This is a genomic window from Streptomyces sp. NBC_01341 (assembly GCF_035946055.1).
Taxonomy (GTDB): Bacteria; Actinomycetota; Actinomycetes; order Streptomycetales; family Streptomycetaceae; genus Streptomyces.
The window spans coordinates 6,188,033-6,209,030 of sequence record NZ_CP108364.1 but is presented as its reverse complement, the minus strand read 5'-3'; the positions used below and the strand labels follow the sequence as shown (position 1 = coordinate 6,209,030).

The window sequence follows — 20,998 nt, the reverse complement described above, 5'->3', positions numbered from 1 at the left end:
GCTGCGGCGCTACCCGCTCACGCCAGGCCGAGCGACCTGAGCACGCGCCGCTGACGGGCGGTCGGCGACACCGGCCAGTAGACGTAGCAGACACCGCCCGTGCCGCCCCTGACGGCGCCGTTCGCGTCGTACCGCTTGGTCCGCAGCCAGATGTTCTCCCACTCGCGCCTCGCGTAGACGTGGCGCACCGCGTCGTTGTCCGGGGACGCCGGGTCGTTGGCGATGATGTCGCCGTCGGCCGTGAAGCCGATGACCGTCATCAGGTGGCCGGACGTGCCGTAGCCGGCACCCGTCAGCTCTCCCTTGAGGAAGGACTGTGACGTTATGACCGGGATACCGGCGTCGACCAGCTTCTCCAGGTCGGCGAGCGAGTCGAGGCGGGTGACGGCGGCGCTCATGTCCTTGTACGTCGACGCGTAAGCGGCGTTGAAGGGCCAGTTGCCGCACCCGTCGTACTGGTAGTCGAAGGTGTAGCGCGCCGCGTGACAGACCTGCGGATCGTCGAGGCCGGGCTTGACCCAGGCGAGGTCCTCGGCGGTGGGACGCCGCCCCCAGTACTCGATGATCATCTGCGAGGAGGTGGGGCTGCACCACGCTTCGCCGCCGTTGTCGTACTCCGGGTACTGGCCGACGTGGACGTTCTGCGAGTAGCGGGGCACCGCCAGTTCGCGGACGACGCCGGGTGCCGTGGCGGGGACGGTGAAGCGGTCCGGGACGTCCGAGGCCATGGCGCCGATGCGGTGGACCGTGGGGGTGAGGCGGGTGCCGGGGGTCCGGTACAGGGTGAGCCGCAGACGGTACGAGACGAGACGGAGCCCGCTCGCCGCGTCGTCCACCGAGAAGGTGTCGGTCCAGACGGTGCTCTTCCCGTCCGTCTGGTCGTCGACTGAGGTCCGCCGGATGTCGGTGTCGGCCGAAGCCCACCGGCCCATGACGTACCAGGGGGTGTCCGTGCCGTCGGAGTAGCGCCCCCGCAGTTCGGTCTGGATCCAGGTGCCCTCGGGCGTGTGGGCGTTCCAGGACGCGATCACCTCGGTGGCGGGGACGTCGGAGCGGTGGAGCGGGGAGGTCCAGGTGGCGTACTCCCAGCTGCCGGTGGTGCCGGTGTGCGGGTCGGCGTAGTCGGTGCGACCGACGGGGGCGGCGATCTCCAGGCCCGCCCGGCGGCCGGCCACGGCCCGGGTACCGGCCCGGGAGCCGGAACGCCAGTCGGTGTACGTGGTCCAGAAACGGTTGTCCACGAGCGAGGCTGCCGCCGGGGAGGAGGAGGTACGGGAGACGGCGGCGCTCGCCGGGCCGGCGGAGGCGACGGCGCCTGCCCCGGCCGCGAGCGTGGCGGTGAGCACGGTCCTGCGTGAAGTCGGTCTGGTCATGGCGAGACCCCCGGTCGTGGGCGGATTGGGGCTGCGGGTGCCGATCGGTGGGCCAACTATCGCGGGTCGGGACCGGATCCGGCCAGTGATTCGGCCCGTGCCGCGTAAGCAATATTGGTCTGGTCCACTGGCGTGACCTGCGCATGCTCAGGCCCGGACGGCCGGCCCTCGTAGGGTGGAGGCATGAACGATCTGGCGGACCGCGCGCGACGGCTGCGTTCCCTCCCGCCGTCCTGCGGACCCGTGCGGCTGATCGCGGTCGACGGGCACGCGGGCTCCGGCAAGAGCACCTTCGCCGCCCGCCTGTCGGAGGCACTGGGGGACGCTCCCGTACTCCACCTGGACGACCTGGCCAGCCACGACGAGCTGTTCGCGTGGACGGACCGCCTCCGGACGCAGGTGCTCGACCCCCTCTCGCGGGGCGAGTCCGGGCGGTACGCCCCCTACGACTGGACGGCCCGCCGGTTCGGGACGCCGAGGACGCTGACCCCCGCACCCGTGATGCTGATCGAGGGCGTGGGGGCGGGCCGCGCGGCGGTGCGGCCGTTCCTCGCGGGGCTGCTGTGGATCGAAGTCAACCGTGAGGAGTCCTGGGAGCAGGGCCGGCTTCGCGACGGACCCGGGCTCGCCTCCTTCTGGGACGGCTGGACCGTCGCGGAGCGGCGGCACTTCACCGACGACCCCTCATACCCCTTCGCGACCACGGTCGTCCGGCGGACACCCACGGGGTACGCGTGGCTGGAAGGGCCTCGCGCGACTGCGGGGGCGAGTCGGATCGTCACGGAACGTGAAGACTGAGCGTTGCCCGGTCGGCCTGCCCGAAAAGCCCCGGGAACTGCGCCGACACCGCTTGACCGAGGGCCCGTACAGGTCTTACGTTCTCGATATCGGGCTCCTCGGAGCCCCAGCAGACGCGAAGCCCCCGGCCGTTCCCCCGTGGCCGGGGGCTTCGTACTGCCCGCGGACACCGCCGCACGACGCCGTGCGATCACCCTCGGTCACGATGCCGAAGCGCTGATAACGCCCTTAGCCGCTCACTCCCTGTGCAGGTACGATGCGTCTCGGTGTGGTCAATTCCCGTCCCCGACACGGTGATTAGGCGCGCTGCGCTGGGCATGCTGTGCGGGCGGGACATTCTGGGGGCACGGTTTGTGGGGGACCTGATGGACATCGGCGCACAGGGGGTGCAGGCCCCGGCCGACCTCGCCTGGCTGCGTGGGGTGGACGCCTACACCATGGGCGCGTACCCCCAGGCCGAGGAGGAGTTCCGCACCGCTGTGCGCCTCGATCCCGGCATGGCGGACGGCTGGCTCGGCCTGCACGCCCTGCGGATCGACACCACGACCGCGCTCCTGCGCATGTACCGCCACCGGGAGCGCTTCGGCGAGCAGCGCACGCGTCATCGCCGTACGCTCAACTCCTGGTACTGGCTGGGCTGGTGGGTGCAGCCCGTGCTGGAGAGCGCCCGCGACCTGCTGCTCGCGCACGCGTCGCACTGGCTGGACGGCCGTCATGTCCCGGAGCTGGACCGCGCGTTGGCCGGTCTGCCGCCCGTCGACGCGGATCCCCAGGTGCGGTTCCTGCACGCCTGCCGGTCCTACCTGGTCAAGGACTGGGAGCAGCTCGTACGGACCACGGAGCAACTCGTCGATGATCCGCTGCTGGGGATCGAGTCGGGGCTCTTCGGAGGCATGGCCCGGGTGCGCCTGGAGATGTACGGGCAGGCGGAACCGCTCCTGTCGGCCGCCCTGATGCGCTGCCGCAGCGAGCAGCCGCAGCGCAAGGAACTGCGCTACTGGCTGGCGCGGGCCCACGAGGGCACCGGGCGCAGCGCGGCGGCCCTCCCGCTGTACCGCGCGGTCCACCGGGTCGACCCGGCGTTCATGGACACCTCGGCCAGACTCGCGGCCATCTCCGAGGGGGACGGATACGACGAGGCCGTGGATCTGGCCGCCGTCTCTCTGGCGGGCTTCGGTTCGGACAGCACGGCCGCGGAGGGGCGGCCGGACGGGGACATGGTGCTGGACACGGACCTGTCCGAGGGCCGGGAGTCCTGGCTCGGCGGGGACCCGCAGCCCCTGGCCGGGGCCCCGGCGCCCGCGCCCGGGACCGGCGGGACGCGGCGGAAGACGGGGTCGGCACGGACCGCTGTGTTCCCGGCCGGCCCCAGCGATCCCGCCCTGCTTGCCGAGGCACTCTCGGAGCTGGAGCGCATGGTGGGGCTGGAACCCGTGAAGCGCCAGGTCAAGGCCCTGTCCGCACAGCTGAACATGGCGCGGCTGCGCGCCGAGCAGGGGCTGCCCGTCCAGCCGCCGAAGCGCCATTTCGTGTTCTCCGGTCCGTCGGGGACGGGCAAGACCACCGTCGCCCGCATCCTGGGCCGGGTGTTCTACGCGCTGGGTCTTCTCGGCGGCGACCATCTGGTGGAAGCCCAACGATCCGACCTGGTGGGCGAGTTCCTGGGCCAGACGGCCGTGAAGGCCAACGAGCTGATCGACTCCGCGCTCGGCGGGGTGCTGTTCGTCGACGAGGCGTACAGCCTGTCCAACTCCGGTTACAGCAAGGGCGACGCGTACGGCGACGAGGCCCTGCAGGTCCTCCTCAAGCGCGCCGAGGACAACAGGGACCACCTCGTCGTCATCCTCGCCGGCTACCCCGAGGGCATGGACAGGCTGCTCTCCACCAACCCGGGGCTCTCCTCCCGCTTCACCACCCGCGTCGACTTCCCGAGCTACCGCCCCCTCGAACTCACCGCGATCGGCGGCGTGCTGGCCGCCGAGAACGGCGACGTGTGGGACGAGGAGGCCCTGGACGAGCTGCGCAGCATCAGCGGGCACGTGACCGACCAGGGCTGGATCGACGAGCTGGGCAACGGCCGTTTCCTGCGCACCCTGTACGAGAAGAGCTGCGCCTACCGTGATCTGCGGCTGTCCGGTTACAGGGCCGCGCCGACCCGGGACGACCTGGCCACCCTGCGGTTGCCGGACCTCATGCAGGCGTACGGCGAGGTGCTCTCGGGCCGGGGCCCGGTGGACCGGGGGACCCAGGAGCCGGGGACGCTGTAGAGGAAGCCGGTCACGCCGGCGGGCTGCCCGCAGGGGCCGCCCGCCGACGTGAGGGGTCAGCCCGTGGGGGCCATGGCCTTCGGCACCTCGACGGTCCGGCGGGGCACGGAGACGTGGTGGGCCGGGTCGCGGACCTCACCCACGAGCATCTCCAGGACGTCCTCCATGGCGACGAGGCCGAGCACCTTGCCGGAGGCGTCCGCGACCTGCGCCAGGTGCGTGGCCGCGCGGCGCATGACCGTCAGGGCGTCGTCCAGCGGGAGTTCGGCCCGCACGGTCGCCATGGGACGCCAGATCTGCTGCGGGACGGCACGTTCGCCGTCCTCCAGCTCCAGGACGTCCTTGACGTGCAGATAGCCCATGAAGGGGCCACCACCCTCGGCGCACACGGGGAAGCGCGAGTAACCGGTCCTGACGGTCAGCTCCTCGATGCGGCGCGGGGTGACGGACGGGTCCACCGTCACCAGGGACGCCCGGTCGAGCATGACGTCGGTGACGTGCCGGCTGCCCAGTTCCAGAGCGTCCTCGAGACGCTCCTGGGCCTCCGGCTCGAGCAGTCCGGCGAGGCCGGAGTCCTCGACGAGACGGTTGAGCTGTTCGCTGGTGAAGACCGCTTCGACCTCGTCCTTCGGCTCGACCTTGAAGAGCCTGAGCACGAGCCGGGCACAGGCCCCGAGCGCCGAGGTGACCGGGCGGCACAGCCGGGCGAAGCCGACCAGGCCGGGGCTGAGCCACATCGCGGTCTTCTCGGGTGCGGCCATCGCCAGGTTCTTCGGGACCATCTCGCCGATGACGAGGTGCAGGAAGACCACGGAGACGAGGGCGACCGCGAAGCCGAGCGGATGCACGAACCCCTCGGGCACGTGCGCCGCGTGGAAGACCGGCTCCAGGAGGTGCGCCACGGTCGGCTCGGCGACGGCGCCGAGCGTGAGGGAGCAGACGGTGATGCCGAACTGGGCGGCGGCCATCATCTGCGGCAGGTTCTCCAGGCCGTACACGACCTGTCTGGCCCGGCTCGACCCGCTCGCTGCGAGCGGCTCGACCTGGCTGCGCCGTACGGACACGAGCGCGAACTCCGCGCCGACGAAGAAGCCGTTCGCCAGCACGAGCAGCCCCGCGAACATCAGCTGTACGAGACTCATCGCACGGCCTCCAGCATGTCCCGGGAGAGCCGTTCGGCCGTCTGCGGTATGTCCGTCAGCCGGACGAACCTGACGCGCTCGGCGCGGTAGTGGCCGACCTGGCGGACGGAGATCCGCCAGCCGGGCAGTTCCGCCCGGTCCCCCGGGGCGGGGATGCGTCCCAGCAGGTCGGCGATCAGACCCGCCACGGTCTCGTACGGTCCTTCGGGTACGTCGAGACCTATCGAGTGCAGGGTCAGGACCCTGCAGCTGCCCTCCACGTCCCAGCCGGGCCTGCCGTCGTCGGCGACGACGGGGGTGAGCTCGGGACGGTCCGCGCCCTCGGCGTCGTGCTCGTCCCTGACCTCGCCCACCAGCTCCTCGATGATGTCCTCGAGGGTGACGACGCCCGCGGTGCCGCCGTATTCGTCGACCACGACGGCGATCGGCTGCTCACTGCGCAGCCGCTGGAGCAGCTGTTCGACCGGCAGTGTCTCCGGCACCAGGAGCGGCGGCACGGCGATGCGGCCGACGGGGGTCCGCAGCCGGTCCGGTGCGGGGACGGCGAGGGCGTTCTTGAGGTGGACCATGCCGACGACCTCGTCGATGCGGTCCCGGTAGACGGGGAAGCGGGACAGTCCTGTGGCCCTGGTGAGGTTGAGGACGTCCGCCGCGGTCGCCGTCGACTGCAGCGCGCTGACCTTCACCCGCGGGGTCATGACGTGCTGGGCGGTGAGACCGGCGAGGGACATCGTCCGCACGAAGAGGTCGGCGGTGTCCTGCTCCAGGGCGCCCGCCTCGGCGGAGTGCCGCGCCAGGGAGACGAGTTCGCCGGGTGTCCGGGCGGAGGCCAGTTCGTCGGTGGGTTCGACGCCCAGCAGCCGCACCAGCCGGTTCGCGACGGTGTTCAGCACGGTGATCACGGGCCGCAGGAGGGCGGAGAAGCGGTGCTGGGGGCCGGCGACGAACTTGGCGACCTGGAGCGGCCGTGAGACCGCCCAGTTCTTCGGCACGAGCTCGCCGATCACCATCTGGACGGCGGAGGCGAAGATCATGCCGGTGACCACGCTCACTCCGGGGACCGCGCCCGTGGGCAGGCCGGTGGCGGTGAGGGGTCCGGCGAGCAGCTGGGCGAGCGCCGGTTCCGCGAGCATGCCCACGACCAGTGAGGTGATGGTGATGCCGAGCTGGGTGCCGGACAGCTGGAAGGAGAGTTCGCGCAGGGCTGCGACGACGGTACGCGCCCGGCGGTCGCCTTCGGCGGCGGCGCGCTCGGCGTCCGGCCGTTCCACCGTGACGAGCCCGAATTCGGCCGCCACGAAGAATCCGTTGGCGAGGATGAGGAGGAATGCCGCGAGGAGCAGCAACAGGGGGGTGGTCATGCCGCCGCCTCCGGGGAGGGGGCGGCGCAGGTACTACCGGACGATCCGTCCATTGCTGGAGGGAGTCACTCCTTGGGTCGCAGGAATGTGCCCCGCGGGCCCGGGAGGGCCTTCAGGTGCGGGGCGGCGGCGCACCCGGTGCACCGCCGCCATCCAGAATAATCGGGATCCGGCCGCGTGGGGCAGGGGGCTCAGCCGTTCCGGGTGGCGTCGTTCACTCCGCTGCCGTGGAATTCGACGAGGGCGCGGAGTGTTCGCGCGTCCCGGATCGCCTGTTCCCTGGCGATCCCCGGCTGGATGCCGAGGACCGGCATGCTGGTGCCGTCGCTGAGGTCGAGGAACACCCACGGGTCACCGGCGCGCAGGTTGACGCGGACGATCTCCGCCCACGCCAGCCTGCGGGTGCGGGTGATGTTGACGACCGTGACACCGTCCGCGTCGGTGGTGACACGCGGCCGGCTCAGCAGGGCGAGGACGCCGAAGAAGAGCAGCGCGACGAAGACGAAGCTGGTCCGCTCCCCCGTACCGAGGTTCTCCAGGATCATCGCGACAGCGGTGATGACGACGAACATCGCCGCTCCCACGGACAGCAGGACCACCCGGGTAAGGGTGGGCCTGAAGGTGGCCGGGAGTGCGGGGAGTTCGGGAGAACCGGGCAGGGAGGCGGACATCGCGGCGCTGTCTTCCTTCGGTTGTGCGTCGTGGAGACCGTCAGAGGCGGCAGGCGTGGATGGCGGTCGTGAGGATGGCGCGGGCGCCCAGCTCGTACAGGTCGTCCATGATCCGCTGGGCCTCCTTGGCCGCGACCATGGAGCGGACCGCGACCCAGCCCTCGTGGTGCAGCGGGGAGATGGTCGGCGACTCCAGCCCCGGGGTGAGGGCGACCGCCCGCTCCAGGTGCTCGACCCGGCAGTCGTAGTCCATCATCACGTAACTGCGGGCCACCAGGACGCCCTGCAGACGGCGCAGGAACTGCTGCACCTTGGGGTCGTCGCCGGGGGCGCCCTTGCGGCGGATCACCACGGCTTCCGACTTCATGATCGGCTCACCGATGATCTCGAGACCGGCGTTGCGCATGCTCGTACCGGTCTCGACGACATCGGCGATGATCTGCGCGACCCCGAGCTCGATGGCGGTCTCGACGGCGCCGTCGAGGTGGACGACCGAGGCCTTCACGCCCTCGTCGGCCAGGTGCTTCGCCACGATGCCCTCGTAGGACGTGGCGATCGTCATGCCGTCGAAGTCCTGGGGGCCGGTGGCCGTGCCGGGCTTCGTGGCGTAACGGAAGGTGGACCGCGCGAAGCCGAGCTGGAGGATCTCCTCGGCCTCGGCCCCGGAGTCCAGCAGCAGGTCACGGCCTGTGATGCCGATGTCCAGCCGCCCGGAGCTGACGTAGATCGCGATGTCCCGCGGCCTCAGGTAGAAGAACTCGACCTCGTTCGTGGGGTCGACGAGGACCAGTTCCTTCGACTCCTTGCGCTGCCGGTAACCCGCCTCATGGAGCATCGCCATCGCAGGCCCGGAGATTGCACCCTTGTTGGGGACGGCGATGCGCAGCATGAGGTCAGGTTTCCTTTGTGCGGAGGGAGTTCCGGGACGTTCGGGTGTGCTCAGAGGTGGGCGTAGACGTCGTCGAGGGAGATCCCGCGGGCGACCATCATCACTTGGACGTGGTACAGCAGTTGCGAGATCTCCTCGGCGGCGGCTTCCTTGCCCTCGTATTCGGCGGCCATCCACACCTCGGCGGCCTCCTCGACGACCTTCTTGCCGATGGCATGCACCCCTTTGTCCACCAGCTCGGCGGTGCGGGAGGTGGAGGGGTCGCCGTCGGCGGCCTTGAGCTGGAGCTCGGCGAAGAGCTCTTCGAAGGTTTTGTTCGCCATGATGGTCCTTAGAATACGGGGTCCCCGAGCGCTGCTCAGCGCCAGGGTTCGCTCACGGTGCGCAGCGTGGCCGCCGTGGCGACGGCCGCTGTGACCGCTTCGTGCCCCTTGTCCTCGTTGGACCCCTCGAGCCCGGCCCGGTCCAGGGCCTGCTCCTCGTTGTCACACGTGAGGACGCCGAAGCCGACGGGGACCCCGGTGTCGACGGTGACCTGGGTGAGGCCGTTGGTGACGCCCTGCGACACGTACTCGAAGTGGGGGGTGCCGCCGCGGATGATGACGCCGAGGGCGACGATCGCGTCGTAGCCCCGACCGGCGAGCACCTTGGCGACCACCGGGAGTTCGAAGCTGCCGGGGACCCGGAGCAGCGTCGGCTCGTCGATCCCGAGGTCGTGCAGGGCACGGAGGGCCCCGTCGACGAGTCCGTCCATGACCTTTTCGTGCCACTGCGCCGCGATCACCGCGACCCTGAGGTCTCCGCAGTTGCGTACGGACAGTTCGGGTGCGCCCTTGCCGCTCATGTCTCTCCTAGAAGTGTTCTGTGTGTGCTGGTGGTTACTGGTTGCCGCAGGCCGACGCGACGGTGGCGTCGAGCCAGGGCAGGTCGTGCCCCATCCGGTCCCGCTTGGTGCGCAGGTACCGCAGGTTGTGCTCCCCGGCCTGGACGGGCATGGGCTCGCGCCCGGTGATCCTGAGCCCGTGCCGCACGAGCGCGGCCGTCTTGTCCGGGTTGTTGGTCATCAGCCGGAGGCTGCGGACGCCGAGGTCGCTCAGGATCTGGGCGCCCGCCGCGTAGTCCCGGGCGTCGGCGGGCAGGCCGAGTTCCAGGTTGGCGTCGAGCGTGTCGGAACCGCGCTCCTGGAGTTCGTACGCCCGCAGCTTGGACAGCAGTCCGATGCCGCGGCCCTCGTGCCCGCGCAGGTAGACGACGACCCCGCGGCCCTCGGCCGTGACGCGCTCCATGGACGCGTGCAGCTGGGGCCCGCAGTCGCAGCGCTGGGACTGGAAGATGTCGCCGGTCAGGCACTCCGAGTGGACGCGGACGAGGACGTCCTCGCCGTCGCCGATGTCGCCGTGCACCAGCGCCACGTGCTCGACGCCGTCGGCGATGGAGCGGTAGCCGTACGCGGTGAACGGCCCGAACGTGGTGGGCAGCCGCACCTCGGCCTCACGGCGGACGGTCGGCTCGGAGGTGCGCCGGTAGGCGACCAGGTCCTCGATGGAGATGATCGTGAGGCCGTGCTTGCGTGCGAAGGGGATGAGTTCGGGCAGGCGCAGCATCACGCCGTCCTCACCCGCGATCTCCACGATGGCGCCGGCGGGACGCAGCCCGGCGAGCCGGGCCAGGTCGACGGCGGCCTCGGTGTGCCCGTTGCGGACGAGCACACCCCCGGCCTTCGCGCGGAGCGGGAAGACGTGGCCGGGGCGTACGAAGTCGCCGGGACCCGCCTTGCCGTCCGCGAGCATCCTGAGGGTGGTGGCGCGGTCCGCCGCGGAGATCCCGGTGGTCACGCCGTGGGCCGCCGAGGCGTCCACGGAGACGGTGAAGGCCGTCTGCATCGACTCGGTGTTGTGCACGACCATCTGCGGGAGTTCGAGGCGTTCGAGCTCGTCGGTCTCCATGGGCGCGCAGATCAGGCCGCGGCACTCGCTCATCATGAAGGCGACGATCTCGGGGGTCGCCTTCTCGGCGGCGATGACGAGGTCGCCCTCGTTCTCGCGGTTCTCGTCGTCGACGACCACGACGGGCCGTCCGGCGGCGATGTCGCGGATCGCCTGTTCGACGGGGTCCAGCGAGAGGTCTTCGAGGGTGTGGTCGTGCAACCAGGTGGGCTGGGCAGTCATGCCGTGGCTCCTTCCAGAGCGGGTGTCCGCGTACGCAGCCACCAGTCGCGCAGGCCCCAGAGGACGAGGGCGCCGTAGACGATGTAGATGAGACCGGAGAAGGCGAGTCCGCTGTGGAAGTTCAGCGGGACGCCGACGAGATCGACGAGCAGCCAGGCGAACCAGAACTCGACCATGCCGCGGGCCTGGGCGAGCATCGCCACGAGGGTGCCGGCGAAGATGTACGCGTCGGCCCACGGACTCCAGGAGAGGGAGGGGAAGGCCGTGAAGAGTCCTCCGACGGCCAGGGTGCCGGCGGCTGCTCCGCCGGCCAGGTACGCGCGCTCGCGCCAGGTGGCGAAGCGCACGGCGACGGAGCCGTCCTGCGCCTTCTGCCTGCCGCGCGTCCACTGCTGCCATCCCCAGACGGCGACGGCGACGACGATCAGCTGCTTGCCGACGCTGCCCGCCTGATGGACGGACAGGTTGGCGGCGACCAGCACGGCACCGGACAGGAGTTGCGCGGGCCAGGTCCAGACCGAGCGGAGCCAGCCGAGGGCCAGCGCGATCAGGCCGATGGTGTTGCCGAGCATGTCGGACCAGATGATGCGCTGTCCGAAGGCGGTGAACGCCTCCGAGTTCAACCAGTCCACCCCGCTCATGAGACCGGCTCCCCCGGCTCCGGCGGTGTGCCCGCACCGAGCAGCCGCTCGACGTACTTGGCGAGGACGTCCACTTCCAGGTTGACCGGATCGCCGGGCTGCTTGAGGCCGAGCGTGGTCAGCGCGAGGGTGGTGGGGATGAGGCTGATGGTGAAGTGGTCCGAGCCCGCGTCCACGACCGTGAGGCTGACGCCGTCGACCGTGATCGAACCCTTCTCCACCACGTAGCGGGTCAGGTTGCCGGGCAGGGAGATCTTGATGAGCTCCCAGTGCTCGGAAGGCGTGCGCTCGACGATGTGCCCGGTGCCGTCCACGTGGCCCTGGACGATGTGCCCGCCGAGCCGGCCGCCGAGCGCCATGGGGCGTTCGAGGTTGACCCGGGAGCCGGTGCCCAGCGCACCGAGGCTGGAGCGCTTCAGCGTCTCGGCCATGACGTCTGCGGTGAACTCGCCGTCCCCGGTCTCCACGACGGTGAGGCAGACGCCGTTCACCGCGATGGAGTCGCCGTGCTTGGCGTCTTCGGTGACCACGGGGCCGCGCAGGCGGAAACGGGAGGCGTCGCCGAGCGTCTCGACGGCGGTGACCTCACCCAGTTCTTCGACAATTCCGGTGAACACTCAGTTTCCCTTCCGAGCAGGGGCGGGGACGGCGGTGATGCGCAGATCGGGACCGAGACGGACGGTTTCCGTCACATCGAGGCGCAACGCCTGGGAGATGGTGGAGATTCCGGCGTCGGCGAGAGCGGCGGGGCCCGCGCCGAGGAGGACCGGGGCGAGATAGCCGACGACGGTGTCGACGGCTCCCGCGGAGACGAAGGAGCCGGCGAGGACCGGGCCGCCCTCCAGGAGCACGGAGCGGACGCCTCGCGCGTGGAGGGCCGCGAGCAGGGCCTCGACGTCCAGGCCGGGGCCGGCCTCGGCACGGGGCAGGCGCAGCACGTTCTCGGCGGGGAGGTGGTCCGCCGGGGCGTCGTCGGCGACAGCGATCAGGGTGGGGGCGGTCGCGTCGAGGACGCGGGCTCCGGGCCGTACCGCGGTGGCGCCGGTGTCGACGACCACGCGGAGCGGCTGGGTGGCTCCCTCGATGCCGCGTGCGGCCAGCTGCGGGTCGTCGCTCCGCGCGGTGCCGGAGCCGACCACGACCGCGTCGGCCTCGGCGCGCAGCCGGTGGACGTCGGCGCGGGATTCGGGGGAGGTGATCCAGCGGCTGGTGGAGTCGGCGGCGGCGACCCGCCCGTCGAGCGTCGCCGCGTACTTCCACAGGACGTAGGGGCGGCCGAGGCGTACCGAGGTGAGCCAGGCGATGTTGACGGCCTCCGCCTCGTCGGCGAGGAGCCCCTGCTCCACCTCGATCCCTGCGGCGCGCAGGGTGTCCGCGCCGCCCGTCGCCTGCGGGTTCGGGTCTCCGACGGCGTACACGACGCGACGGACGCCGGCCTCGACGAGCGCCTGGGCACAGGGACCGGTGCGTCCGGTGTGGTTGCACGGTTCAAGGGTGACGTACGCGGTACCGCCACGCGCCCTCTCGCCGGCCTCGCGCAGGGCGTGGATCTCGGCGTGCGGCCCTCCGGCGCGCTGGTGGAAGCCTTCGCCGACCTGTTCACCGGCGGCGTCGAGGATGACGCTCCCGACGACCGGGTTGGGGCTGGTGGCGCCGAGTCCGCGTGCGGCGAGTGCGACAGCCCGTCGCATGGCGGTGTGTTCGGCCGTGGTGGCCACCGGGTTCTCCTGCCTCTTGGGGCACGGACTCCGGGGCCTGTCGATGACGACAGAGAAACGGAACGCAACAGGGGGACGCCGGAAACCGAGGACGAGTGACGCGGTGCTCCCGGAGATCCGGGAAAACACGTCCGCCTACGGCGGCGTACCTGTGACGGCCCGCCGCGCACTGCCTCCCATCCGGACTTTAACCGTCGGTCCAGGAATCCCACCTGGTCAACCGGCCGCTGGATGCGGACGGGTCGCGGACTATAACCGCCGGTTCGGAATTGCACCGACCCCGGAGTGCGCTGCTACTGGTACACAACACATTGTGCCACGAACTATCTTCACCCGTACGGGTGCCCTCTGTGCGACAGCTCACAGGGGGAGGTCGGCGGCTGCCCCGGCGGCCTGCGCCCCGGGGGCGAAGAGGGCGTCCTGGGCGGCCTCACGGGCGGCGAAGAGCGCCCCGCGCAGGACCGCGCCGCCGCCCAGCGTCCCGGCCCTCACCTCCGTGCGCAGAGGTGACATCCGGGCCAGGCGGTCCTCCACACGGGCTGCGAGCGCCCGGCCGCCGGCGCGGCCGACCTCGCCCGCGAGGACGAGGCATCCGGGGTCGAGCACGGAGACGACGGAGGCGGCGCCGAGTGCGAGGCGGTCGGCGAGCGCCTCGAGGAATGCCTCGGCGCCCTTTCCGCCGGCCCCGAGTGCGGCCCTGACGGCGAAGGCGGCTGCGGGGGCCTGCTCCTGACCGCCGTTCACCGGAGGGCTCCATGCCCGGATGCCGTGATCGGCGGCGAGTGCGCAGACCGCGGCGGAGCCCGCCAACGAGTGGAATCCGCCGTCGCAGTTGACGGCGGAGGGGACCCCCGAGGTTCCGGGCACCGGCATGAAGCCGATCTCTCCCGCACCCCCCGAGGCGCCCCGGCGCAGTCGCCCGTCGAGCATGACGGCCGCGCCGACGCCGTGGCCCAGCCAGAGCAGCACGAACGTGTCCCGGTCGCGGGCCGCGCCGATGCGGTGTTCGGCGACGGCGGCGAGGTTGGTCTCGTTCTCCACGAGGACGGTCGCGGACAGCCGCCGCTGGAGTTCCTTGACCAGGCCGCGGTGCCAGGCCGGGAGCCCGGCCGTCTCCCTGAGTTCACCGGTTGCGGGGTCGATGAGGCCGGGGGCGCCGATGCCGACGCTGTGCAGCGGTGCCGTGCCCGCGGTTCTCGCGACGCGTTCCACCATGGCGGCGGCCCGCTCGACGGCGGACTGCGTGCCCGTGTCGCTGCCGATCGGCAGGGTGGCCTCGGCGAGCGTCACGCCGAGCAGATCGGCCACGGCCACGGCGACGCTGTCCGTACGTACGTCGAGGGCGGCCAGATGGGCCCGGTCGGCGACGATCCCGTAGAGCCGGGCGTTCGGTCCGCGGCGGTCGGAGCCGCTCTCCCCCACGACCCTGACCAGACCGGCGTCCTGCAGCCGCTCCACCAGATCGGCGACCGTGGGACGGGAGAGGCCGGTCATGGTCTTCAGCTGCGTGGCCGTCAGCGGGCCGTCCTGCTGGAGCAGTCGCAGGGCGAGCCGGTCGTTGATGGCCCGGGCGGTGCTCGGGGATGCGGGCATGCCGGGATCCTTCCAGATCGCTGCCGCCCCGCTTCCGTGGGGTTATTTATCAGGCAGGGTTCCTGATAGTTTACGGCCCGCACCGCGCGACGGGCGCCGGACAGGCCGGCGGACGAGCATTTCCCAGGGGAGGGGCACGGCGCATGACACAGGATTCAGCGGTCCCGGTCTTCGGCGCGGGGAGGGTCAGGCGGGCCAGATACGCGGTGGCCGCGGTCTTCGCCGTGCACGGGGCGGTGACCGGCAGCTTCGCGACCCGCGTCCCGTGGATCCAGGACCACGCCTCCGTGAGTGCGGGCCAGCTCGGCCTCGCCCTCGCCTTCCCCGCCATCGGCGCCTCGCTGGCCATGCCGCTGGCCGGCGGCGTCAGCCACCGCTTCGGAGCGCGCGCCGCCCTGCGCGGGCTGCTGGCCCTCTGGACCCTGGCCCTGGTCCTGCCGGCCCTCGCCCCGAACCTGCTCACACTCTGCGCGGCGCTGTTCGTCTACGGCGCCACCGCGGGGATGTCGGACGTGGCGATGAACGCACTCGGCGTCGAGGTGGAGAACCGGCTGGACAAGTCGATCATGTCCGGGCTGCACGGCATGTGGAGCATGGGAGCCCTGATCGGCTCGGCGGCCGGCACGGTCGCGGCACACATCGGGGCGGACGCCCGGCTGCACCACACCCTGGCCGCGCTGGTCCTGACCGCGCTCGGCCTCGCCGCCTGCCAGGGCGTGCTCGACCTGCACAGCGAGCCCGACGAGGAGCCGCCGCCGCGTTTCACCCTGCCTCCCAAGTCCGCACTGGTCATCGGCGCCGTCGGCTTCTGCGCGGTGTTCGCCGAAGGGGCCAGTCTCGACTGGTCGGCCGTCTACCTCCGGGACGTCATGGGCAGTTCCGCCGGGCTCGCGGCGGCGTCGACCACGGCCTTCGCCCTGACCATGGCCGTGGCCCGCATCGCCGGGGACAGGATCGTCGACCGGTTCGGCGCGGTGCGCACCGTAAGGACAGGCGGCTTCCTGGCCACGGCCGGCGGGCTGCTCGTGGTCCTGGCGTCCGGACCAGCCCTGGCACTCTGCGGCTTCGGGCTGATCGGCCTCGGTGTGGCGGTCGTCGTGCCGCTCGCCTTCGCCGCGGCCGGCCGCAGTGGCACGAATCCCAGCCGGGCCATCGCGGGTGTCGCCACGATCACGTACACCTCGGGGCTCATCGCACCGTCCGCCATCGGCTCGCTCGCCGAGGCGACCTCGCTGATCGTGTCCTTCGGCCTGGTGACGGTGCTGGCGTCCGGACTGGTCCTCGGCGCCGGTGTGCTGAAGGCGGGCGACCGCAAGGTCACGCAGGGCGGTGTGCCGCAGCCGGCTCCGGCCGGGAGCCCGGCCGGCGACTGACCCGATGCGGGGGCGGGTGCATCGGCCGGAACCTCCATCGGGCCCCGCAGGCCGATGCCGCCGGGGCCCGACACGAGGTCAGGGCCGTGCGGCACTAAGGTGGCCTCTGATCTTTTCCGCGGGTGGACCCATCGGGCGCACCGAACAACCGATCAGGAGCGACCATGGGCCTCGGCGTGCGCTGGACCTTGCACGGCGACGGGAAGACGCCCGCACCGGGGGCCGTGGTGCGCCCCGACGAACGGCTCTCCTGGCCCCGCACGTTCGGTCTCGGCGCCCAGCACGTCGTCGCCATGTTCGGTGCGTCGTTCGTCGCGCCCGTACTGATGGGCCTCGACCCGAACCTCGCGATCATGATGTCCGGCGTCGCGACCGCCATCTTCCTGCTCGCGACGCGCGGCCGGGTCCCCAGCTACCTGGGCTGCTCGCTCTCCTTCGTGGGCGTCGCCGCGACGATCCGCGCGAGCGGCGGCAGCAGCGCTACCGTCACGGGCGCCATCCTGGTGGTCGGTGCCGTGCTGTTCCTGGTGGGACTCACCGTGCAGCGGTTCGGCGCGCGGATCATCCATGCCGCCATGCCTCCCGTGGTGACCGGCGCCGTGGTCATGCTCATCGGTTTCAACCTGGCGCCCGTCACCGCGTCGACGTACTGGCCGCAGGACCAGTGGACGGCCCTGTTGGTGATGCTGTTCACCGGTCTGGCCGTGGTCTGCCTGCGCGGGTTCTTCTCGCGCATCGCGATCTTCCTGGGCCTGGTATTCGGATACGTGCTGTCCTGGGTGCTCGACCTGGTCTTCGGGAAGATCCATTCCCCGGCCGGCGGCGGTGAGGCCGTCGACCACTGGCGGCTGGACCTGTCCGCCGTGGCGCACGCCGACTGGCTCGGACTTCCGGACTTCCACGGCCCGAGCTTCGATTGGTCGGCGATCCTCGTCGCGCTGCCGGTCGTGATCGCCCTGATCGCCGAGAACGCCGGGCACGTGAAGGCCGTCGGCGAGATGACCGGCGAGACACTGGACGACAAGCTGGGCACCGCCATCGCCGCGGACGGCGCCGCCTCGATGCTCTCCACGGCCGTCGGCGGTCCGCCCAACACCACCTACTCCGAGAACATCGGGGTCATGGCGGCGACCAGGGTCTACTCCACCGCCGCCTACTGGGCCGCCGCGTTCTTCGCGCTGCTCTTCGGCCTCTGCCCCAAGTTCGGCGCGGTCGTCGCGGCCATCCCCGGTGGCGTGCTCGGCGGCATCACCGTCATCCTCTACGGCATGATCGGCCTGCTGGGCGCCCAGATCTGGCTGAACGCCGGGGTCGACCTGCGCAATCCGCTGAACCTCGTACCCACCGCCGCGGGCATCATCATCGGCGTCGGCGGCGTCAGCCTGAAGATCGGCGACAACTTCGAGCTGGGCGGCATCGCGCTCGGCACGCTGGTCGTGATCACCGGCTACCACGCGCTGCGCGCCTTCGCCCCGGCACACCTGAAGACCCAGGAGCCCCTGCTGGACTCGGGCACGTCCCAGTACGACGACGAGAGGCCGGCCGGGACGTCCTGACCCGCGCCCCGCCTATCCGCCGGTGGCGAGCTCGTAGGCGTAACCGGGGGTGAAGGATCCGGCGGAGCCCTTGCAGCCGTCGGACTCCCCCGGCAGTTTGATCCAGAGATAGGCGTCGATCCCGGCCTGACCGGTGTCCGTCGTCGGGGTCCTGCCGAGCGCCCGGCCCGCCGGGTCGCACCACTCACCGGCCTCCGGGGCCCCGTTGCCGTTACGGCTCGTGTCGATGACAGCTCCCAGGTCCTCGCCGCCCAGGGCGGCGAGGACCTTGCGGGCGTACGCGGTCTCGTCGGCCGTGCTGTGGAAGTTGGACACGTTGCTGAAGATGCCGTCGCCGTCCGAGGCCGCTCCCGCCTCCCGTAGTGCGGCCGCCTGCTTCGCGGCGGAGTGCCAGCCGGAGTGGCCCCCGTCGAAGTAGACCTTGGCGCGGGGGCCGGCGGCGTGCAGAGTCCGGGCCGCCCGCGCGAGGGACGCGAAGCGATCGGCCCGCCGGCCGGCCGAGAGGCAGTCCGACAGGGCGACAGCGTCGGGTTCCAGGATGACGATCACGGCTCCACCGCCGAGCCCCGCCGCGAAGTCCTCCATCCACGCGTCGTACGCGTTCAGGTCCGGCGCCCCTCCCCCGGAGGCTCCCCCGCAGTCCCGGTCGGGAATGGCGTAGGGCACGAGCACGGGCGTACGGCCTGCGGCGGCGGCCGCCGCCGTCACGGCCCGGACCTGGCGCGTCACCGCTCCCGGGTTGTACGAGGGGAACCAGACGGCGGCGGGCTGCGCCGCGATCCTGGACTCGATGAGCGGGCGCCGCGGGTCGTCCCGGTGTGCGTCCACCCAGTCCAGCACCTGTGACTCCGGGTGCCGGTAAAGCGCACCGGACGTCCCGGCGCGGGGCGAGGGCCGCTTCGGGGCCGCCGGTGCGTTGGCGCGCCGCGCGTTCGGGGCAGGGCTGGGGGCGGGGGCCGTCGACACGGTTGCCGGGACCGACACGGACGGGACCGGTACGGCGGGGAGGGGCTCCAGGACCTCGGACGCCTCCGTGCCGGGCCGCGCGCCGCCATCCTCGCCGTCGCTCCCGGTGGCGGCCATCACTCCGGTCGCGGCACCGGCCGCCACGACGGCCGAGGCGAACGCCGCCATGACGTGGCGCCGGGCGGTGCGCCTGTGCCGCCTCGCCCCGGTCCTGTTCTGTGCGCGTGCAGCCGACACCCTTGGTTCCCTCTCCCCCGGCGCCAGGTGTGCGTACGTGCCGATGCGATCTCCGGCCCGCCGGCGCCGCGGCGAGCCTATGACCCCGGCGCCGCGCACATGGAGTGGTTCGGGCAGTCCGCGGGAGGACGCGCAGGGACGGCGCGTGCCGGCGGGGCGAGCGGTCGGACGTCCTCGTTCCCGTCGCGGAGGTGCTCCGGAAGGCGGCCTCGGCGTCTGCGACCTGGGGCCCGCCCCGGCAGCCGCCGCGATCGCCGGCGGCTGCCGGGCTCCCCCGCCTGGGCCCACTGCGGTTCGCACGCGCCGGTGCGCCCACGAATCCGGTCCGGGTTCCGCACCGCTCGCGGTGGACACCTGCCGTAGCCAAGCTGCGTCCGCACGGCACCGGGAGGGGGCCCGCACGCGCCGGTCGGTCTCACCGGGATGCCGGAGGGGCGATCACACGACGAGGCGATACGGGTCCGGTCCGCCGGAGGACGGGAGCACCCCGCCTCAGCCCTCCGGGAGTTCGACGGGTGCGATCTCGTCGAAGACGTCGCCCGGTCCCGGGTTCCCCGGGTCGGTGGAACCGCCGAACTGGGCCATCACTCCCCACACGGCGTTGAGCGCCGTCTGCACGGCGCCCTCGGCCCATCCGGCGGTCCAGGAGATGTCGTCGCCGGCGAGGAACAGTCCGCGTTTGTCCGCGGGCAGCCGGTCCTGCATGAAGTGGGTGAACAGCCTGCGCTGGTAGCGGTAGTGACCGGGCAGGTTGGCCTTGAACGCGCCCATGAACCAGGGCTCGTTCTCCCAGGAGACGGTGACCGGGTTGCCGATGACGTGCTTGCGGATGTCGACGCCCGGATAGATCTCGCCGAGCGACTTGAGCATGACGTCCATGCGCTCCGCGGGAGACAGCGGCAGCCACTTCAGGCTGTCGTCGCACCAGGTGTAGGAGAGGCAGATGACGGCCGGCTTGTCGGGGCCGTCGTCGAGGAGGTACGTCCCGCGGGTCATCCGGTCCGTCAGCGTCATGGACATCGTGTCCCGGCCGGTGGGGTTGCCCTGGCCGTCGACCGCCTTGTCCAGCCAGAACGGCCGGTCGACGGGGACGAACAGCTTGGAGGACTCCATGTAGTGGGTGCGCTCCATCGCCGTCCAGTGGTCGATGGGGAAGAGGGCGTCGTCGCAGGCGATCTTGGAGAGCAGCAGCCACGACTGCCCGGTGAAGACCGCGGCCCGGTAGGTGCGGATGTCTCCCGTGGCGTCGGTGACGGTGATCCTGTTCCCGGCCGTACGGTCCAGCCGGGTGACCGCCGGACGCGGCTCTCCCCCGTGCAGGGACGACAGCGACGTCCCAGGCGCCCAGTGCACGAGCTTCTGCGGCTCACGCTCCCACAGGCGCAGCGGCAGTTGCTGGCTGCCGCCGACGATCCCCCGGTGGTGGTCGTCGGCCTCGGTGTAGACGACGCGCAGGATCTCCAGGATCGAGTTGGGGAAGTCGGTGTCCCAGCCGCCCGTGCCGAAGCCGACCTGGCCGAAGATCTCGCGGTGGCGGAAGGAGGAGAAGGAGTCCGAACCGCAGAGGAAGCCGTAGAAGGTCTGGTCGTCGAGCTTCTCGACGAGCTTCGACCAGATCTCACGGATGCGCGGCACGTCGCGCTCGCGCATGGCGCGGTTCATGTCGGAGAAGTCGGCCCCCTCCTCCAGGCAGGAGTTCCAGGCGTCCATCACCTCGCGGTACACCGGCGGCAGGTCGTCGATGGTCTCCGCGTAGTGGGACTCGCCCTTGAGGTCGACGACGGTCGAAGGCGTTGCCGGGGAGAGCGGGTTGGGGAAGGGCTTGGTCTCCAGGCCCACCAGGTCGATGTAGTGCTGGAGCGCCGTGGACGAGGGCGGGAAGCGCATGGCGCCCATCTCGGCGGTGAGCGAGGGGTCGCAGCCCTCGAAGCCGACGGTGCGCAGCCGTCCGCCGATCCGGTCCGCCTCGTAGACGACGGGCTTCAGCCCCATCTTCATCAGCTCGTACGCCGCGATGATGCCGGAGAGCCCGCCACCGATGACGGCGACCTCGGATCCGTGCTCGGTGGCCGGTATCTGGCCGATGCCCGCGGGGTGCGCGAGGAAGTCGTCGTACGCGTAGGGGAAGTCCGGTCCGAACATGGTGATCGGAGGCTGCGGCTGCGCGTCGGCGTGCTGGACGGCGTTGGGCACCGTGGACGTCATGGGGTACGGACTCCTTGCGGGGTGAGCGTGGGCTGGGGCT

General features: G+C 71.6%; 18 protein-coding genes and 1 riboswitch. Of the genes, 4 read left to right on the top strand and 14 right to left on the bottom strand.

Translation table 11 applies throughout. From position 1 onward, the window contains the following. Nucleotides 1-17: 17 nt before the first annotated feature. Nucleotides 18-1,373: a peptidase C39 family protein gene (locus OG206_RS27425; RefSeq protein ID WP_327120684.1), complete on the bottom strand. Its 1,356-nt coding sequence runs from the start codon at nt 1,371-1,373 to the stop codon at nt 18-20. A gap of 183 nt (nt 1,374-1,556) precedes the next feature. On the opposite strand from OG206_RS27425, the gene OG206_RS27420 reads away from it, so the two are divergent. Next, nucleotides 1,557-2,171: a uridine kinase family protein gene (locus tag OG206_RS27420; RefSeq protein WP_327120681.1), complete on the top strand. Its 615-nt coding sequence runs from the start codon at nt 1,557-1,559 to the stop codon at nt 2,169-2,171. 365 nt (nt 2,172-2,536) lie between these two features. Then, nucleotides 2,537-4,438: an AAA family ATPase gene (locus OG206_RS27415; RefSeq protein WP_327120679.1), complete on the top strand. Its 1,902-nt coding sequence runs from the start codon at nt 2,537-2,539 to the stop codon at nt 4,436-4,438. Nucleotides 4,439-4,494: 56 nt separating this feature from the next. On the opposite strand, the gene OG206_RS27410 is transcribed toward OG206_RS27415, so the two are convergent. From OG206_RS27410 to OG206_RS27360, 11 genes are all read right to left on the bottom strand, one after another. Continuing rightward, nucleotides 4,495-5,580 (bottom strand): hemolysin family protein, encoded by a 1,086-nt coding sequence (locus tag OG206_RS27410; RefSeq protein ID WP_327120677.1) that lies wholly within the window; start codon nt 5,578-5,580, stop codon nt 4,495-4,497. Then, on the bottom strand, nt 5,577-6,941 hold the full coding sequence (locus tag OG206_RS27405; protein WP_327120675.1) for a hemolysin family protein: 1,365 nt from the start codon (nt 6,939-6,941) through the stop codon (nt 5,577-5,579). Before OG206_RS27405 ends, OG206_RS27410 begins: the two co-directional genes overlap by 4 nt. Nucleotides 6,942-7,132: 191 nt before the next feature. After that, nucleotides 7,133-7,612, bottom strand: coding sequence for a PH domain-containing protein (locus OG206_RS27400; protein WP_327120673.1), 480 nt, complete (start codon nt 7,610-7,612; stop codon nt 7,133-7,135). Nucleotides 7,613-7,652: 40 nt separating this feature from the next. Next, nucleotides 7,653-8,501: an ATP phosphoribosyltransferase gene (hisG, locus tag OG206_RS27395; RefSeq protein ID WP_327120671.1), complete on the bottom strand. Its 849-nt coding sequence runs from the start codon at nt 8,499-8,501 to the stop codon at nt 7,653-7,655. Nucleotides 8,502-8,551: 50 nt separating this feature from the next. After that, the gene (locus OG206_RS27390) at nt 8,552-8,824 is read right to left on the bottom strand and encodes a phosphoribosyl-ATP diphosphatase (protein ID WP_031097852.1); all 273 of its coding nucleotides are present in this window, start codon (nt 8,822-8,824) and stop codon (nt 8,552-8,554) included. Between the two features lie 35 nt (nt 8,825-8,859). Further along, nucleotides 8,860-9,345, bottom strand: coding sequence for a 6,7-dimethyl-8-ribityllumazine synthase (ribH, locus tag OG206_RS27385; RefSeq protein WP_073751806.1), 486 nt, complete (start codon nt 9,343-9,345; stop codon nt 8,860-8,862). 34 nt (nt 9,346-9,379) lie between these two features. Continuing rightward, nucleotides 9,380-10,669: a bifunctional 3,4-dihydroxy-2-butanone-4-phosphate synthase/GTP cyclohydrolase II gene (locus tag OG206_RS27380; RefSeq protein ID WP_327120667.1), complete on the bottom strand. Its 1,290-nt coding sequence runs from the start codon at nt 10,667-10,669 to the stop codon at nt 9,380-9,382. Then, nucleotides 10,666-11,310 (bottom strand): nicotinamide mononucleotide transporter family protein, encoded by a 645-nt coding sequence (locus OG206_RS27375; protein WP_327120665.1) that lies wholly within the window; start codon nt 11,308-11,310, stop codon nt 10,666-10,668. Before OG206_RS27375 ends, OG206_RS27380 begins: the two co-directional genes overlap by 4 nt. Further along, entirely contained in the window at nt 11,307-11,927 is a 621-nt protein-coding gene (locus OG206_RS27370) for a riboflavin synthase (RefSeq protein WP_327120663.1), read from the bottom strand. Before OG206_RS27370 ends, OG206_RS27375 begins: the two co-directional genes overlap by 4 nt. Next, on the bottom strand, nt 11,928-13,001 hold the full coding sequence (ribD, locus tag OG206_RS27365) for a bifunctional diaminohydroxyphosphoribosylaminopyrimidine deaminase/5-amino-6-(5-phosphoribosylamino)uracil reductase RibD (protein WP_442805965.1): 1,074 nt from the start codon (nt 12,999-13,001) through the stop codon (nt 11,928-11,930). It abuts the gene before it with no gap. A gap of 189 nt (nt 13,002-13,190) precedes the next feature. Next, nucleotides 13,191-13,321: riboswitch (FMN riboswitch) on the bottom strand. Nucleotides 13,322-13,388: 67 nt separating this feature from the next. Then, nucleotides 13,389-14,621 carry an ROK family transcriptional regulator gene (locus OG206_RS27360; RefSeq protein WP_327120659.1) on the bottom strand — a complete coding sequence of 411 codons (1,233 nt, stop codon included), beginning with the start codon at nt 14,619-14,621 and terminating at the stop codon, nt 13,389-13,391. A 143-nt stretch (nt 14,622-14,764) separates the two neighbouring features. Between OG206_RS27360 and OG206_RS27355 the strand changes: the two genes are divergently transcribed. Both OG206_RS27355 and OG206_RS27350 read left to right on the top strand, forming a co-directional pair. After that, on the top strand, nt 14,765-15,994 hold the full coding sequence (locus OG206_RS27355) for an MFS transporter (RefSeq protein ID WP_327120657.1): 1,230 nt from the start codon (nt 14,765-14,767) through the stop codon (nt 15,992-15,994). Between the two features lie 164 nt (nt 15,995-16,158). Continuing rightward, complete coding sequence (locus tag OG206_RS27350; protein WP_327120655.1) at nt 16,159-17,550, top strand: uracil-xanthine permease family protein; 1,392 nt, start codon at nt 16,159-16,161, stop codon at nt 17,548-17,550. A gap of 12 nt (nt 17,551-17,562) precedes the next feature. Here OG206_RS27350 and OG206_RS27345 read toward each other — a convergent pair whose 3' ends face one another. Beyond that, entirely contained in the window at nt 17,563-18,684 is a 1,122-nt protein-coding gene (locus OG206_RS27345; RefSeq protein ID WP_327122420.1) for a glycoside hydrolase family 6 protein, read from the bottom strand. Nucleotides 18,685-19,245: 561 nt separating this feature from the next. Next, a complete protein-coding gene (locus OG206_RS27340) occupies nt 19,246-20,958 on the bottom strand; it encodes a flavin monoamine oxidase family protein (protein ID WP_327120653.1) in 1,713 nt (570 codons plus the stop codon). Nucleotides 20,959-20,998: the final 40 nt, after the last annotated feature.